We start from the raw sequence: 14,134 nt of genomic DNA on the forward strand, positions 1-14,134 counted from the left end.
ACAACAATCAAAATTTTTTTATTTAAGATAAATAGGTGCTAGTCACTAGCATAGGTAAGCTAGCATTTATTCCTGCCAAACAATAACAAAAATTTTGAATTAATAACAATAGCTAGGACGAATGATGAAAACAAATCCTGCTCATACTGACCCCGCCAAAACTATGAATATGTCACGCGGTAACGGTGGTGAGCCCCACCAACGCGCTGATAATGATGGCAAAGCGCTCACTACCCAACAAGGGGTAGTGATTTCCGATGACCAAAATTCGCTAAGAGCAAACCCACGAGGTCCAACCTTACTTGAAGATTTTGTCCTTCGTGAGAAAATAACTCACTTTGACCATGAGCGCATTCCAGAGCGCGTGGTTCATGCTAGAGGCAGCGCCGCTCACGGTTATTTTGAATTAACCGAGTCGCTTGCAGACTATACCACCGCTAAAATTTTGACTGAAACCGGCAAACAAACGCCGCTATTTACCCGCTTTTCAACGGTTGCTGGTAATAAGGGCTCGAAAGATACCCCACGAGACGTTCGCGGATTTGCCGTAAAAATTTATACCGAAGAGGGCAATTGGGATATTGTCGGTAACAATATGCCAATTTTCTTTATTCAAGATGCCATGAAATTTCCTGATTTGGTTCACGCGGTTAAACCTGAGCCAGATCGCGGTTTCCCGCAAGCAGCTTCTGCCCACGATACCTTTTGGGACTTTGTGTCGCTGACTCCAGAAACGATGCATAATGTTATTTGGCTCATGAGCGATCGGGCGCTACCACGCAGCTTTAGCATGATGGAAGGCTTTGGCATCCACAGCTATCGCTTAATTAATAAAGACGGTAAAAGCACCTTTGTTCGTTTTCACTGGAAACCGGTCAATGGCGTTCAATCGCTTATTTGGGACGAAGCGGTCAAAATTTCCGGTGCCGACCCTGATTATAACCGCCGCGATTTGTTTGAATCGATTGCGCAGGGGCATTTTCCTGAGTGGGAATTTGGCGTTCAGCTATTCACTGAAGAGGAGGCCCTAAAGTTCCCGTTTGACCATTTAGATGCCACCAAATTAATTCCTGAAGAACTGGTTCCGGTAAAAATCGTTGGTAAAATGGTGCTTAACCGCTATCCGGACAACTTTTTTTCTGAAACCGAGCAAGTGGCGTTTTGTCCCTCACATTTGCCGCCAGGGATTGATTTTAGTAACGACCCGCTGTTACAAGGTCGACTGTTCAGCTATCTTGACACTCAACTTTTCAGACTTGGGTCGCCAAACTTCGCTCAAATTCCAATCAACGCGCCAAAATGTCCCTTTGCCAACAATCAGCAAGACGGCTATATGCAAATGCAAGTCCCAAAAACTCGAGCGCTATATAATCCCCAAAGTCTTGATTCTGCCCGGCCGCGTGAAAGTGTTAATCGTGGCTTTGAATCATTCCCTGAAAGGCTTGATGACGGCGTTAAAGGTCGGGTTCGCGCTGAAAGCTTTGCTGACCACTACAGTCAGCCGCGAATGTTTTATAAAAGCCAAACTGCGGCTGAACAAGCGCATATCGCTTCTGCCTATACGTTTGAATTGAGTAAAGTCGATACGCCGCATGTCCGCACCCGAATGCTGGGTCATCTGCGCCATATTGATGAGGACTTAGCCCACCGCGTGGCCACCGCGCTTGGTATGGAGCTGCCTGAGCCTGCCGAAGCGGCGGCGCCAGTTCAAGACTTACCAACATCAAAACCACTTCAAACCATCGGTCGAACCCCAAAATCGTTAAAAAGTCGTTTGGTTGGGATTTTAGTGGCTAAAGGCTCAAAACATAGCGAAATCAAAAAATTTGAAGATGCGGCGATGAAAGAGGGCGCTATGGTTAAAATCGTTGCGGCAACCAAAGAGGTTATCCTTGATGATGGCACGCGAATTCAAGCCGATGAGCGTTTATCAGGAGCGCCATCCGTATTATTTGATGCGGTTGTGAGCATTATTATGCCGGATGAAGCTCAAAAGCTTGCTAAGGACAGCGCCGCTCAAGATTGGTTCACCGATGCTTACGCGCACTGTAAAGCCATTGCTTACTGCGGCGCAACCGATGAATTTATCTTAAGCAAACTGCCGATTGAAAAAGACAGCTTTATCACGCCATTAGCAGATTTAGACGGCTTTATTGATAATGCCAAATCAAGATTTTGGGAGCGTGAGCCAAAGGTTCGCGACCTTGCTTAATTGATAAACATTAATCAGCGAAAAAAACTCAGCCAAGCGCTGGGTTTTTTATTCTAAAAGCAAAATAACTGTAGATGATTGAGTCATTTAAAATCAAAAAGTGAGTGGCGGTCTTGATTATAATAAAAACAAGTGTTTTATCAGGGACGATTTGCAATGTTTGACACCATTATTACCTTAGAGGGTCATATTCAAAGCATGTATTTGGCGGTGTACCCTGATAAGCTCTTGCTGCTTGACGGTGGCTGCCGGTCAGATGCTCAAATGGTGCTTGATTTTATTCAAGTTAAGTTAAAGCGGCCAATCAGCGATTTAAAAGTGGTGGTGGTGAGTCATATGCACCCAGACCATGCCGGCGGTGCGCTTGAGCTTAAACAAGCAACCGGCTGCCAAATTATCAGTTCAGCGCGATTGTCACCGTGGTATGGCGGCATTGGCGGTCGAATGATGCATCTGGTTGATATAGGGCTGGCTTATTATGTCGCCCATCGGCAACAAAAGCCGCTTAAAAACTTATGGTATCCGGCAACGCTGACGCCGGATAAAACGGTTTGCGATGGCGATACGCTGCCGTTATTTGACGATTGGCAAGTTTTTGAAACGGAGGGTCATACCGACCGCGATTTGTCATTATTGCATAAGCCAAGCGCTCAAGTTTATACCGCCGATTTAATCATTAAACTGCGCCATAAATTTGTCGCGCCATTTCCGATTTATGACCCCAAAGTTTATATTGAGTCGCTGCAAAAAATTAAGGCGCTAAAGCCTTCTTGCGTGTTGATGGCGCATGGCGGTAAATTATTTATTGATGATGCCACGTTTGACCAATTGATTATCAATGCGCCAAAACAGCCGCGAACGGTCAAAGATACCGTTATTCATAAACTGTTTTGGCGCGGCGGCTCGAAAGGCATTTTTAAGCCTTAGTATTAGCCATTGCTACTTTTTAATGACATAAAAAAACCCAACCAAAATAGCGGCTGGGCTTTATAACTCGACATATAAGAATAGATGGTGGGCCGTCCGCGACTCGAACGCGGGACCAATAGATTAAAAGTCTACTGCTCTACCAACTGAGCTAACGGCCCTAAGAGACGTTAAAAAATTGCACTGCAATTTTAGTCTCGCAAGAATAATTTTCTTAAAAGAAAATCGTTTAAAACTAAACTTATTAAGTTAATACCGAGTAGGGTAAAATACTTAACAAGCGTACTACTAAAATGGTGGGCCGTCCGCGACTCGAACGCGGGACCAATAGATTAAAAGTCTACTGCTCTACCAACTGAGCTAACGGCCCTGAAAAGCGCTAAAACATTTAGCTGTATCGCTAATCGTGAGAGCACATTATATATATTCTTGACACAATTACAACCCCGAATCGCAAAAAAAACTAAGTTTTTTTAAAATAATTTATATTTTAGCAAAATATCAGCTTTGAGCGCCCTTAATCACGTGATAACGCATCTACAGGGTCAAGCCTTGCAGCATTGCGCGCCGGTAAAAAGCCAAAAACGACGCCGATGAGCGTTGAACATAAAAAAGCCGCGATGATGGACGTTGGCGAGTAAATGACCTGAAAGCTGTCGCCACCAATGCGGTTAATCAGCTCGCCAATGGCATAAGCAAGACCAATGCCAAGAAGACCACCCAAAATACAAACCAAAATAGCCTCAATTAAAAACTGCTGCATGATGTCGCTTTGACGCGCGCCGACCGCCATGCGAACGCCAATTTCGTTGGTGCGCTCAGTGACCGAAACGAGCATGATATTCATGACCCCAATACCGCCGACAATCAATGAAATAATGGCGATAGAGGAAATCAGCAGCGTCATGGTGGTGGTGGTCGCCTCAATGGTTTGGCGAATGGAGTCAGAGTTACGAATCCGAAAATCATCGGTGCCGTGGCGGCTTTCAATCAGCGTTGAAATGGCAGATTCGGCCGCGCTTGAGGAGATGTTATTATCAATCAGCGCAATGAAGCTTTCGATATAAGGGGTGCCTTTAATCCGCGACATCATGGTGGTGTAGGGCATATAAATGGTCGGGGTGTCAGCGTTGCGGGCAAATCCTGAATTGTTGGGTTCAAGAATGCCGATGACGCGACCAGGGACGCTACCGATAAGCAGCACCTCACCAATAGGGTTTGGGTTGTCGGGAAAAAAGGTGTTTTTAGCGTTGTTGTCAATGATAAGGTCTTGAGTTCGGCGTAAAATGCTTTGCTCATCAAAGCCTTGACCTTGGGCTAAAGTTTCGCCGCTGACTGCCAAATAGTCTTGACCTACGCCGCTCACGCTTGCCGCTTCTTCAATATTTCGGTAGCGAATGTTCATGTTGCTGCTTAACTGCGGGCTGACGCTGACGATATAAGGCTGGTCGGCGACAGCTTGGGCGTCTTGCGGCGTTAAGTTTTTATCATTATATTGCCGCCTTGGGTCGCCAAAGGGGTAGCCGTCATTGACGGTGATGGTGTTGGTGCCAAGGGAGCTGATGTCATTTAAAATTTGCGTTTGCGAGCCTTTACCAAGTCCCACAACAGAAACGACCGAGGTAATGCCAATGATGATGCCAAGCATGGTAAGCAGCGTTCGCATTTTATGAGCGCGCATGGCAAGCAGCGACATTTTAAAGGCTTCAAATAAGCGGTCGATAAAGCTACCCACCGCACTTTTTTGATGGCGCTGTAATACGGGCATCGGTGCTGCTTGGTCAGTTTTTCGATGACCGGTTAAGTAATCTTTAAGAATTAAACCGTCTTTGATTTCAATGACGCGGTCGGCTTGCTCGGCAATGCTTGGGTCGTGAGTGACCATAATGATGGTGTGACCGGCGTCATTTAAATCGCGCAAAATTTGCATGACGTCGGCGCCTGATTTGCTGTCAAGCGCTCCTGTGGGTTCGTCTGCTAAAATAATATCGCCGCCGTTCATCAGTGCCCGAGCGATGGAAACGCGCTGCTGCTGACCGCCGGACAATTGGCTGGGTCGGTTGCCCGTTTTGTCGCCAAGACCTAAATCGCTGAGCAGTTTTTTAGCGCGATCGCTTCGGGCTTGGTTGTCCATGCCGGCGTAAACGGCAGGGACGGCAACGTTGTCCTCAGCGTTAATGTCGCCAAGCAAGTGATAGCGCTGAAAAATAAAGCCAAAATGTTCGCGGCGCAATTTGGCAAGCTCGTCAGCATCCAAGCGGCTGACCGATTTGCCAAAGATTTGATAGTCGCCGGCGCTGGCTTTATCAAGGCAGCCCAAAATGTTCATGAGCGTCGATTTACCAGAACCCGATTGCCCAATGATGGCGACCATCTCGCCTTGATAAATGCTCAAATCAATGCCGTGAAGCACGCGGATGGTTTGCTCGCCGGCTTGAAACTCTTTAATCAGCCCCTTGACCTGCATTAGCGGCGCTTGGTTTTGCTTACTCATTTACTTTTGCCTATCATTCACGCGATTTATCATCAATTAAAACATTCTAGGACCACGACCGCGATTGCCGCCTTTACCTTGAGCGGAACCCTCTTCGCCTAACACGACTTCATCACCGGCTTTTAGACCGCTTAGAATTTGCGCATTGACGCGGTTATTGATGCCAACGGTGACGGGCGTATCAACAACGCTGCCATCAGATTTTAAAACGCGAACCATATATTTGTTAGCATCGGTTGATTTGTTAGTTTTAACGGCTTGGCGGTTGTTGGCATCGGCGTTATTAGCATTGCCTTCTTTATTGTTTCCTGAATTATTGTTTCCTGAGTTGTTTCCTGATTTTGCTGAGCGGTTTCCACGACCAGATTTGCCACCAGAAAAAGGCTGCAATGCTGCAGAAGGAATCAATAAGGCGTTTTTAGCTTGGTTGACGATAACGTAAACTTGAGCGGTCATGTCAATGCGAAAGCGGCGCTCATTGTTAGGTACTTCAATGTAACCGACATAATAAATCGCTGAATCGGTGGAGCTGGTTTCGCTGATGACCTCGGGCGCAGGCTCGATGGCTTTGAGCGTGGCGTCGTATTTTTGATCGGGATTGCCAATGATATTAAAATAAACCGGCATTCCGGCTTGAACGTTAATCACGTCCGCTTCAGAAATTTGAGCGTTGATGCGAACGGTGGACAAATCGGCTAGGGTGACGATAGTTGGCGCGGACTGGTTGGCGTTGACCGTCGTGCCTTGTTCAGTGGTGATAGAAACGACCGTTCCTGCCATCGGCGCGCGAATGGTGGTGTAGCTTAAATCCTCTTGAGCGGTGCTGACGTTGGTTTGTGATTTTTTAAGGGCAGCGCGTTGGCTGTTGATATTGGCGCGGGTGGTCGCAATCGCCGCTTTTGCCGAATCTATGGCGGCAAGTGCATTGGCAACGGCAGCTTTTGCGGTATCGACTTTGGTTGCTTGGGTCGCAAACTCTTGCTTGGAGATGGCATCGATATCAAGCAGAGATTGCAAACGGTCAAAGTCCGACTGGGCTTGTTTAAGCTCCGACTGCCGACTTGCCAAATCCGCCTGAGCACTTTTTAAGCTTGCCTCACGGCTTTGCAGTTCCGCTTGGGCGCTTTCAATGGCGGCTTGGCTTTGCTCAAGGCTGGCTTGCTCGTTGCTTAAGTTGTTTTTTTGGGTGACTTGGTCAATTTGTGCAATCAAATCACCTTTTTGAACCTCATCGCCGACCTCAACAAACAAGCGCTTGACCTCACCTGACACCTGAGCGCCGACATCGACCGTGTTAAGCGCTTTGACTTTTCCTGATGCCATGACGTTATTTTCAATATCGCCAATCTCCGCCGTTGCCGTCAAATAGTTGGGCGCCTCTTCTTTGGGCTTAAACATTTTATAAAGCACCATTGCTAAAATAACCGCAATTAGCGCCAACAAACCCCATTTGATGAGCGATTTTTTCTTGATGTTTTGCATAACAACCACTGTCATTCCAAATCAGTTCCCACAAATTTTAGCGATAGCTTTGGCTTAATCATCAATCGCTGCGATAGGGCAAGCCAAATTGTTTAATTAAACCGTTATTCAAATAAGCTATACTAAAGACTTGAGCGGCAAAAGGGAATGGCTATTAGTTTGCGAAAGGTTAAGGGTCAAATCAGGCTAACACTACCGCTAATATCAGCTTCAGCAGTCAGGAAAAAGAGAGCTGCAAAAAGGTTGACTGTAATCAACGAGGAATAAAAAATGAAAAAGAGCGCAAAGCCACGCTTTAAAAATGCTGCGATGGTAAAAATAGCGATTTTCCAGTGACCAGGAGCGCTGATTGCAGCAACAGCTCCCACGGATTTTGGGCAATCACGCCTTTTACTGCCAAATCACAACGATAAAGCAAATCAAGCCAAAGCGCGGTTTGCTCGCGTGATTGACGGCGGCAAGCGTTTTGATAAAGTCCTTGCTTGCTGCGCCAAATGCCAAGCGATTGCGGGTCTTTGCCATCCATCAGCGCCATAATAGCTCGCATATCTTTGCTGATTGCCCAAAGCACCAGCGTGGTTGGCTCATCGCTGTCTTGAAGCGCTTGCATGATTTTGACCACTTGAACGCTATTTCCTGCAAGCATCGCATCAGACAAATCAAAAACGCTAAACTGAGCGTCGCTCACAAGGGCAGCTTGCAAGTCTTCAATATCGATAGCAACAGGATGGCTTGGCGTATCATTTGAGGGCTTGGCGGCAATTTGCGGCGCAAACAAATAAGACAGCCGCCAAAGCGTTTGGTAAGCAGCAAGCAAGTGGTGCTCGGTGTGCGACATGAGCAGCTGCCAAGCATCACTTGATAAGCGCAGCCCAAAGCGCTCAGCTTTTAACTGTAAGATTTGTTGCCGTTGCCGCTCGTCATAAAGATTGCAATCAATGATATGACCAAACTTTGAAAAAGGCGCCAGCCATTTGCTGGCTTGGCTTTTTTTATCGATTTTTGGCAGCAGCCAAAGCAGGCTGTGCGAGCGCTCATCAATGTCACTTGCAAAGCGTTCAATCTCGCTGATGATGGTTTTGTCCGGTTTATGATTGCCCGTGACAATCAAGGCGCTGGCGTCATCAAACAGCGACTGCGTTCCAAGCTCGCTCATGACTTCATGCCAGCTTTTTACCGAAACCAACTCAAAGCGCTTGATGCTACGAGCTTCAGCCTGCCAATGGGTTCGCAGCCCATCAATGAGCCACTGCTGCAACAATGGCTCATCCCCTTGAGCAAGCCAAAGCCCTGCCGTTGCCACCTTTGGCTGCGACAGTTTGGCATAAGCTTGGATAAAAGAGTGCTGCATCGCTTACAAATTAAGGCTGAATCACAGGTGTTGCCGCAGATTTAGCAGCTTTAGGCGGCGTATTTGGCAAGCCAATCGCCACGTATTGGTCGCTAATCCGCCGCGCTAAACTGTCATAAAGCCAATCGCGGATTTGGCTGCCTTGTTGGTCTTCGGTGCTTACCGAAGCTTCGTTATATTGATAACTGCGCTCAACTTGGATAGGGTTGCTGAGCGTGACCGGCTCGCCATTTTGCAGCGTTTGGTAGGTGACATCCGCTGACAATACCAAGCGAATCTCGGTTAATACGCCAACCAGTTCATAGCGGCGAAATTGAACGTTTTTCACCGTAATGGCGGCAAGCGGCTCGGTAGGCAAGCTGTTACTTGAAACGCTCATGCCATCAATAACATCGACCCCAAAAGCTTCAAGCCGTTTAGATAATGGCAGCTTTAATGGAAAGGCGGTTTTGTTATCTTCGATGTTAATGACTGTTTTCGCCACATCAAAATGCAGCGGCGCCTCAAACCCGCGCAGATGAAAGCCGCAGCCGGTTAAGCCAAAAGAGCTTGTCGCTAAAACGGCGGCAACAAACGCTGCTTTTATCAAGGTTTGAGGGTTCATTGAGCTGTCCTTTTTAAGCTGTCCTTGTTAAATAGTGCCAAATTAACCGGCAACGACGATATTAACCAGTTTATTAGGAACGACGATTTCTTTTTTAATCTCGCCGGTTAAAAACTTCGCCACGCCCTCAATCGCTCGAGCTTGTGCTTTAAGCGTTTCGCTGTCGGTGTTGGGCGCTACTTCCATTTTACCGCGAACTTTACCATTGACTTGAACGACCATGGTAATGCTGTCTTGAACCAACGCCGATTTATCAAGCTCAGGGTAAACCAGCGTTTTGGTGTCGATGCCAAGCTCTTCAAGCAAATGCTCACCCACGTGCGGCGCATAAACGCTAAGCATAATGAGCAAATCAATGAGTGCTTCGTGTTTGGCGGTCAAGTCATCAAAATTTTTAGCAGGGTTCTCAGCATTAAAGCTGGCAAGCTCGTTGGCAAGTTCCATCAGGCTTGAAACTGGCGTATTCAGTGCTAAGCGGTCGCCCAAATCACTGTCGATTTTGGCAATGGTTTCGTGCGTTTTTCGGCGCAAGTTTTTTGCAGATTTTGACAAGTTGTCTTTGTTAATGTTGCCTTGGTTGATGCTATCAAGCTCAATGCCCGCGTCTTTAAGCGCTTGTAAATGCTCGCTCGCAATTCGCCAAACTTTTTTTACAAAGTTATAAGGACCTTTTAGCGCATCATCTGACCACTCTAAAGTTTGGTCGGCAGGGGCGGTAAATAGCGTGTAAAGGCGAACGGTATCCGCGCCGTATTGGTCAATGGTGGTTTGTGGGTCGACGCCGTTGTTTTTTGACTTGGACATTTTTTCAATTTTGCCAATGGTTACAGGCTGACCGTCTGATTTTAGCACCGCGCTTATGGGCTGACCACGGTCATTGTAATCAATATCAATGTCTTGCGGGAAATAATAGGTGGTGCTGCCATCAGGGTTTGAGCGATAAAACGTTCCGGCAAGCACCATGCCTTGGGTCATCAAGTTAGCAAATGGCTCATCGCCCATGACCAGTGACTCATCGCGCATCAGCTTATGGAAAAAGCGCGCGTAAAGCAGGTGCATGACCGCGTGCTCAACGCCGCCGATATATTGGTCAACCGGAAGCCATTTGTTCGCCGCAGATTTATTGACCATGCTTTGGTCGTCGTTTGGACTGGCAAAGCGCGCGTAATACCAACTGGATTCAACAAACGTGTCAAAAGTGTCGGTTTCGCGGCGCGCCTCATTGCCGCATTTTGGGCACTGGGTATTAACAAATTCAGGGAGGTCTTTTAATGGGTTGCCGCGACCATCGGGAACGACGTTAGTTGGCAAAACGACCGGCAAATCAGCTTCGTCAACCGGAACCGTACCGCAGTGCTCACAATTTACCATGGGGATTGGGCAGCCCCAATAGCGCTGGCGCGATACGCCCCAATCACGAAGGCGGTACTGAATTTTTTTGTTGGCAAGTCCCATCGGCTCAAGCTTGGCAAGCATTGCCGCAAACGCTTCCTCAAAATTCATTCCGGTGAAGTCGCCTGAATTGACCAACGTGTTACGCTCCGTATAAGCGCGGTTGTCGTCATCGGCAGCTTTATCGGCAAAATAATTATCCGGAATATCAATCACTTGCTTGATGGGTAAATTATATTTTGTGGCAAATTCATAATCGCGCTCATCATGCGCCGGAACTGCCATCACCGCGCCCGAGCCATAGCTCATCAGCACGTAGTTGGCAACCCAAACGGGCACTTTTTCGCCGGTTAACGGATGGGTCACGCTAAAGCCGGTTGCCATGCCGACTTTTTCAGCTTTTGCCAAATCGGCTTCGGCTACCGAGCCTTTTTTACATTCGGCGCAGAATTTTGCAATTTCTACATTTTTTTCTGCCGCCATTTGCGCGAGGGGATGCTCAGCAGCAACTGCTACGTAAGTCACGCCCATTAAGGTATCGGGGCGCGTGGTGAACACATCAAGCGTGCCGTCCTCACCGTTGATATGATACGGGAAATGAACTTCCATCCCCGCGCTGCGACCGATCCAATTGCGTTGCATGGTGATGACTTCTGATGGCCAATGACCTTCTAGTTTGTCCAAATCATCAAGCAGCTCGTCGGCATAATCGGTAATGTTAAAGTAGTACATCGGAATGTCGCGTTTCTCAACCGGAGCGCCGCTACGCCAGCCTTTACCGTCAATGACCTGCTCGTTGGCAAGAACAGTATTGTCCACCGGATCCCAGTTAACGGTCGCAAGCTTTTTATAAACCAAGCCTTTTTTATACAATTGCAAAAATAACCACTGCTCCCAGCGGTAATAATCAGGGCTACAAGTGGCAAATTCGCGTGACCAATCGATGGACAATCCGAGCAATTTTAACTGAGCGCGCATGTTGTCAATGTTGGCATAAGTCCAAGCCGCAGGCGGCGTTTGGTTGGCAATTGCGGCATTTTCAGCAGGCAAGCCAAACGCATCCCAACCCATGGGCTGCATAACCTCAAAGCCTTTTAAGCGGTAATAGCGGCTTAAGACGTCAGAGATGGTATAATTGCGAACGTGACCCATATGCAGCTTGCCGCTTGGATACGGGAACATCGAGAGCATATAGCGCGAAGGCTTATTACTTGGCGAATTGTCCACCTCAAAACGCTTGTCAGCTGCCCATTTGGCTTGCTGAGCGGCTTCGATTAAGCTTGGTTGATACAGATGATTGGCGGGAGTTACAGAATCGGTGACGTTGCTGCTCATAATTGGCTCAATTTGGAAAATAAAAAATTCAAAAAAAATACTGCCATAGCATAGCGTAATTTGGCAAAAATTGCGACGCTCTCATGCGGCTCAAAAGCAGTTGTCGCTAAAAAATTATTTTAGATTAAACTAAAAACCCAGATGAAATAAGGAAAAGTATCATGACCCTCACCGTTTACGGCATCAAAAATTGCAGCAGTGTCAAAAAAGCGCTGACTATTTTAGACGAGCAGCAAATCCCTTACGACTTTTTTGATTTTAAAAAGCAAGCCATGACAAACGATTTGCTTGATAAATTTATTAAAGAGTTTGGCATGGATAAGGTGCTGAACAAACGCAGCACGACTTGGCGAAAACTCAGTAATGAGGAAAAAGACGCCGCAAGCTGTGATGACAATACCGCCAAAGACTTGATGATTGCTCAGCCAAACTTAATTAAGCGTCCGATTATTTTAGGACGCGATAACACTAAAACCATCGCTACCATTGGCTTTGATCATGACGCCATAATTGCTGCAATTTCGTAACGACTGCGCTTATTTAGCCAAATTTAGTTTATGATAACAGAACAGTTGTAACCTTAATTGGTTGACTCTATTCAATTTTTTTAACCGTTTTAAAATTTGCTTAAGTCAACCTACGAAACTAAATCAAGGGGGTTGTCATGAAAGCAGTAATGTTAAGTGCCATGCTCATTGCCGCAGCTAGCGTAGGAGTAAATGCGCAAGCTGCGGAAAGCTCGACCAAAATTACCTTTGCCAAAAACAGCTATTGCGGCAATTTTGCCGGAAATATCAAAAACGGCAAACTGTTTCGGTTATGGTTGAGTCCTGACCAAAACCTTGTGATTCGCAATGTTGGCGATGACCAAATTCGCGTGGCTTATGTCAATGGTCCTAAAGGTCGCCTTGATGGCGATTATTATGAGGATTTTAGTAGCTTTTATACGCAAAATAAAGGCAATCACTTCATCAAGGTTTACGGCAACACAAGCTATTCAAATATCGAGATTTGCGCGTATTAATCCAAGTGTAAGCAAAGTAAAGCCTGAACTAAACCCCGCGAAGCTCGGGCTTTATTATTCCTAAGACAAACCAAATCACACTAAATCCCCAAATAATCAGCACATAAAAGCGGATTTGCTCCGCCGTCCAATCAAGGGCAAACCATTCAATCATAAAAAAGGATTTCCAGCCTTCAATCCAGCGCGCGCCGCCAAAGCCAATAATCCACCAACAATAAAGGCTCTCAATAGCAAACAGGATGAACCAAAGCCAAAGCGGCATGACAGCCTCCTAACAGTTTTGAGCGCGCTTTTAATAAGGGATTAAAGCGACACTAAACAGGCAGTTAATCGAAAAATTAGCTGCGCGCTTTTTCCAAATCGCGGCTGATTAGCGTTCCCACCCCTTCATTGGTAAAGATTTCAAGCAAAGTGGCATGCGGGACGCGACCATCAACAATCACCGCACTTTTCACCCCGCCACGAACGGCATCAAGGGCGCATTGAATTTTAGGAATCATACCGCCTGAAATCGTGCCATCTTCAATCAGCGCATCGACTTTGGTCGGCGTCAGTCCGGTGACCACGTTGCCATCGCGACCTAGAACGCCTTTGATGTTGGTTAAGAGCATCAATTTTTCGGCTTCCAAAAACTCAGCAACTTTTCCGGCGACCAAATCGGCATTGATGTTGTAGGTGTTGCCGTCAGAATCAACGCCAAGTGGTGCAATTACAGGGATAAAATCAGCAGCAATCAACATATGAATGACGTCTTTATTGACGCTAACCACATCACCAACAAAGCCCAAATCAATCGGTGTGGCGTTGCCTTTGTCATCATTTTTATACATCAAAAGTTTTTTGGCGCGGATTAAATTGGCATCTTTTCCGGTAAGCCCAATGGCGCGACCACCGTGTTTATTAATAAGGCTGACGATAGATTTGTTCACGTTGCCGCCAAGCACCATCTCGACCACGTCCATGGTCGCTTTGTCGGTGACGCGCATGCCATCGATGCGATCAGATTGCCGCCCCAACTCTTTGAGTAAATTATCGACCTGAGGACCACCGCCGTGAACCACGACTGGATGCAAGCCGACGGTTTTTAGCAGTACGATATCGCGGGCAAACGAGCTTTCAAGCTCAGGGTCGGTCATGGCATTACCACCGTATTTAACCACAATCAGCTTATCCTCAAAGCGCTGAATGTAGGGCAGGGCGGTGGTGAGTACCTCAGCGGTGATTTTTGCGTCATCTAAATTAAGCGACATCCTAGCTCCTTTTAAAGTATTCCAAACTTTTAGTTAAATTAAAATAGAATTACTATACCTGAA

The 14,134-nt window shown here is 46.8% G+C and carries 11 protein-coding genes and 2 tRNA genes; 4 read left to right on the forward strand and 9 right to left on the reverse strand.

Translation table 11 applies throughout. The features are described 5' to 3' along the window. Positions 1–124 precede the first annotated feature (124 nt). Both ACZ5XY_RS08730 and ACZ5XY_RS08735 read left to right on the forward strand, forming a co-directional pair. Entirely contained in the window at positions 125–2,212 is a 2,088-nt protein-coding gene (locus tag ACZ5XY_RS08730) for a catalase (RefSeq protein WP_464740818.1), read from the forward strand. A gap of 156 nt (positions 2,213–2,368) precedes the next feature. Next, positions 2,369–3,139 (forward strand): MBL fold metallo-hydrolase, encoded by a 771-nt coding sequence (locus ACZ5XY_RS08735; protein ID WP_464740820.1) that lies wholly within the window; start codon positions 2,369–2,371, stop codon positions 3,137–3,139. 85 nt (positions 3,140–3,224) lie between these two features. Here the strand turns inward: ACZ5XY_RS08735 and ACZ5XY_RS08740 are convergent. The 7 genes from ACZ5XY_RS08740 to leuS form a co-directional block, all read right to left on the reverse strand. Further along, positions 3,225–3,300, reverse strand: a tRNA-Lys gene (locus ACZ5XY_RS08740). A gap of 133 nt (positions 3,301–3,433) precedes the next feature. Continuing rightward, positions 3,434–3,509: transfer RNA gene (locus tag ACZ5XY_RS08745), tRNA-Lys, on the reverse strand. Between the two features lie 147 nt (positions 3,510–3,656). Continuing rightward, positions 3,657–5,633 carry a MacB family efflux pump subunit gene (locus ACZ5XY_RS08750; RefSeq protein WP_464740822.1) on the reverse strand — a complete coding sequence of 659 codons (1,977 nt, stop codon included), beginning with the start codon at positions 5,631–5,633 and terminating at the stop codon, positions 3,657–3,659. Between the two features lie 36 nt (positions 5,634–5,669). After that, the gene (locus ACZ5XY_RS08755) at positions 5,670–7,115 is read right to left on the reverse strand and encodes an efflux RND transporter periplasmic adaptor subunit (protein ID WP_464743839.1); all 1,446 of its coding nucleotides are present in this window, start codon (positions 7,113–7,115) and stop codon (positions 5,670–5,672) included. 295 nt (positions 7,116–7,410) lie between these two features. After that, on the reverse strand, positions 7,411–8,466 hold the full coding sequence (gene holA / locus ACZ5XY_RS08760) for a DNA polymerase III subunit delta (RefSeq protein WP_464740824.1): 1,056 nt from the start codon (positions 8,464–8,466) through the stop codon (positions 7,411–7,413). A gap of 10 nt (positions 8,467–8,476) precedes the next feature. Further along, positions 8,477–9,070: an LPS-assembly lipoprotein LptE gene (locus ACZ5XY_RS08765; protein WP_464740826.1), complete on the reverse strand. Its 594-nt coding sequence runs from the start codon at positions 9,068–9,070 to the stop codon at positions 8,477–8,479. 42 nt (positions 9,071–9,112) lie between these two features. Further along, positions 9,113–11,797 (reverse strand): leucine--tRNA ligase, encoded by a 2,685-nt coding sequence (gene leuS / locus ACZ5XY_RS08770; RefSeq protein WP_464740828.1) that lies wholly within the window; start codon positions 11,795–11,797, stop codon positions 9,113–9,115. 161 nt (positions 11,798–11,958) lie between these two features. On the opposite strand from leuS, the gene ACZ5XY_RS08775 reads away from it, so the two are divergent. Together ACZ5XY_RS08775 and ACZ5XY_RS08780 are read left to right on the forward strand one after the other, a co-directional pair. Then, positions 11,959–12,324: a Spx/MgsR family RNA polymerase-binding regulatory protein gene (locus ACZ5XY_RS08775; RefSeq protein WP_464740830.1), complete on the forward strand. Its 366-nt coding sequence runs from the start codon at positions 11,959–11,961 to the stop codon at positions 12,322–12,324. Positions 12,325–12,461: 137 nt separating this feature from the next. Beyond that, entirely contained in the window at positions 12,462–12,821 is a 360-nt protein-coding gene (locus tag ACZ5XY_RS08780; RefSeq protein ID WP_464740832.1) for a hypothetical protein, read from the forward strand. Positions 12,822–12,849: 28 nt separating this feature from the next. Here the strand turns inward: ACZ5XY_RS08780 and ACZ5XY_RS08785 are convergent, their stop codons facing one another. Further along, on the reverse strand, positions 12,850–13,083 hold the full coding sequence (locus tag ACZ5XY_RS08785; protein WP_464740834.1) for a hypothetical protein: 234 nt from the start codon (positions 13,081–13,083) through the stop codon (positions 12,850–12,852). A 76-nt stretch (positions 13,084–13,159) separates the two neighbouring features. Beyond that, a complete protein-coding gene (argB, locus tag ACZ5XY_RS08790; protein ID WP_464740836.1) occupies positions 13,160–14,071 on the reverse strand; it encodes an acetylglutamate kinase in 912 nt (303 codons plus the stop codon). Positions 14,072–14,134 lie beyond the last annotated feature (63 nt).

The sequence above is a fragment of the Psychrobacter sp. GTC18467 genome, from assembly GCF_055397455.1.

Coding starts and splice junctions, on each gene's coding strand:
- ACZ5XY_RS08730 (WP_464740818.1), top strand. CDS start 125: ATGAAAACAAATCCTGCTCATACTGACCCCGCCAAAACTATGAATATG.
- ACZ5XY_RS08735 (WP_464740820.1), top strand. CDS start 2,369: ATGTTTGACACCATTATTACCTTAGAGGGTCATATTCAAAGCATGTAT.
- ACZ5XY_RS08750 (WP_464740822.1), bottom strand. CDS start 5,633: ATGAGTAAGCAAAACCAAGCGCCGCTAATGCAGGTCAAGGGGCTGATT.
- ACZ5XY_RS08755 (WP_464743839.1), bottom strand. CDS start 7,115: ATGCAAAACATCAAGAAAAAATCGCTCATCAAATGGGGTTTGTTGGCG.
- holA (WP_464740824.1), bottom strand. CDS start 8,466: ATGCAGCACTCTTTTATCCAAGCTTATGCCAAACTGTCGCAGCCAAAG.
- ACZ5XY_RS08765 (WP_464740826.1), bottom strand. CDS start 9,070: ATGAACCCTCAAACCTTGATAAAAGCAGCGTTTGTTGCCGCCGTTTTA.
- leuS (WP_464740828.1), bottom strand. CDS start 11,797: ATGAGCAGCAACGTCACCGATTCTGTAACTCCCGCCAATCATCTGTAT.
- ACZ5XY_RS08775 (WP_464740830.1), top strand. CDS start 11,959: ATGACCCTCACCGTTTACGGCATCAAAAATTGCAGCAGTGTCAAAAAA.
- ACZ5XY_RS08780 (WP_464740832.1), top strand. CDS start 12,462: ATGAAAGCAGTAATGTTAAGTGCCATGCTCATTGCCGCAGCTAGCGTA.
- ACZ5XY_RS08785 (WP_464740834.1), bottom strand. CDS start 13,083: ATGCCGCTTTGGCTTTGGTTCATCCTGTTTGCTATTGAGAGCCTTTAT.
- argB (WP_464740836.1), bottom strand. CDS start 14,071: ATGTCGCTTAATTTAGATGACGCAAAAATCACCGCTGAGGTACTCACC.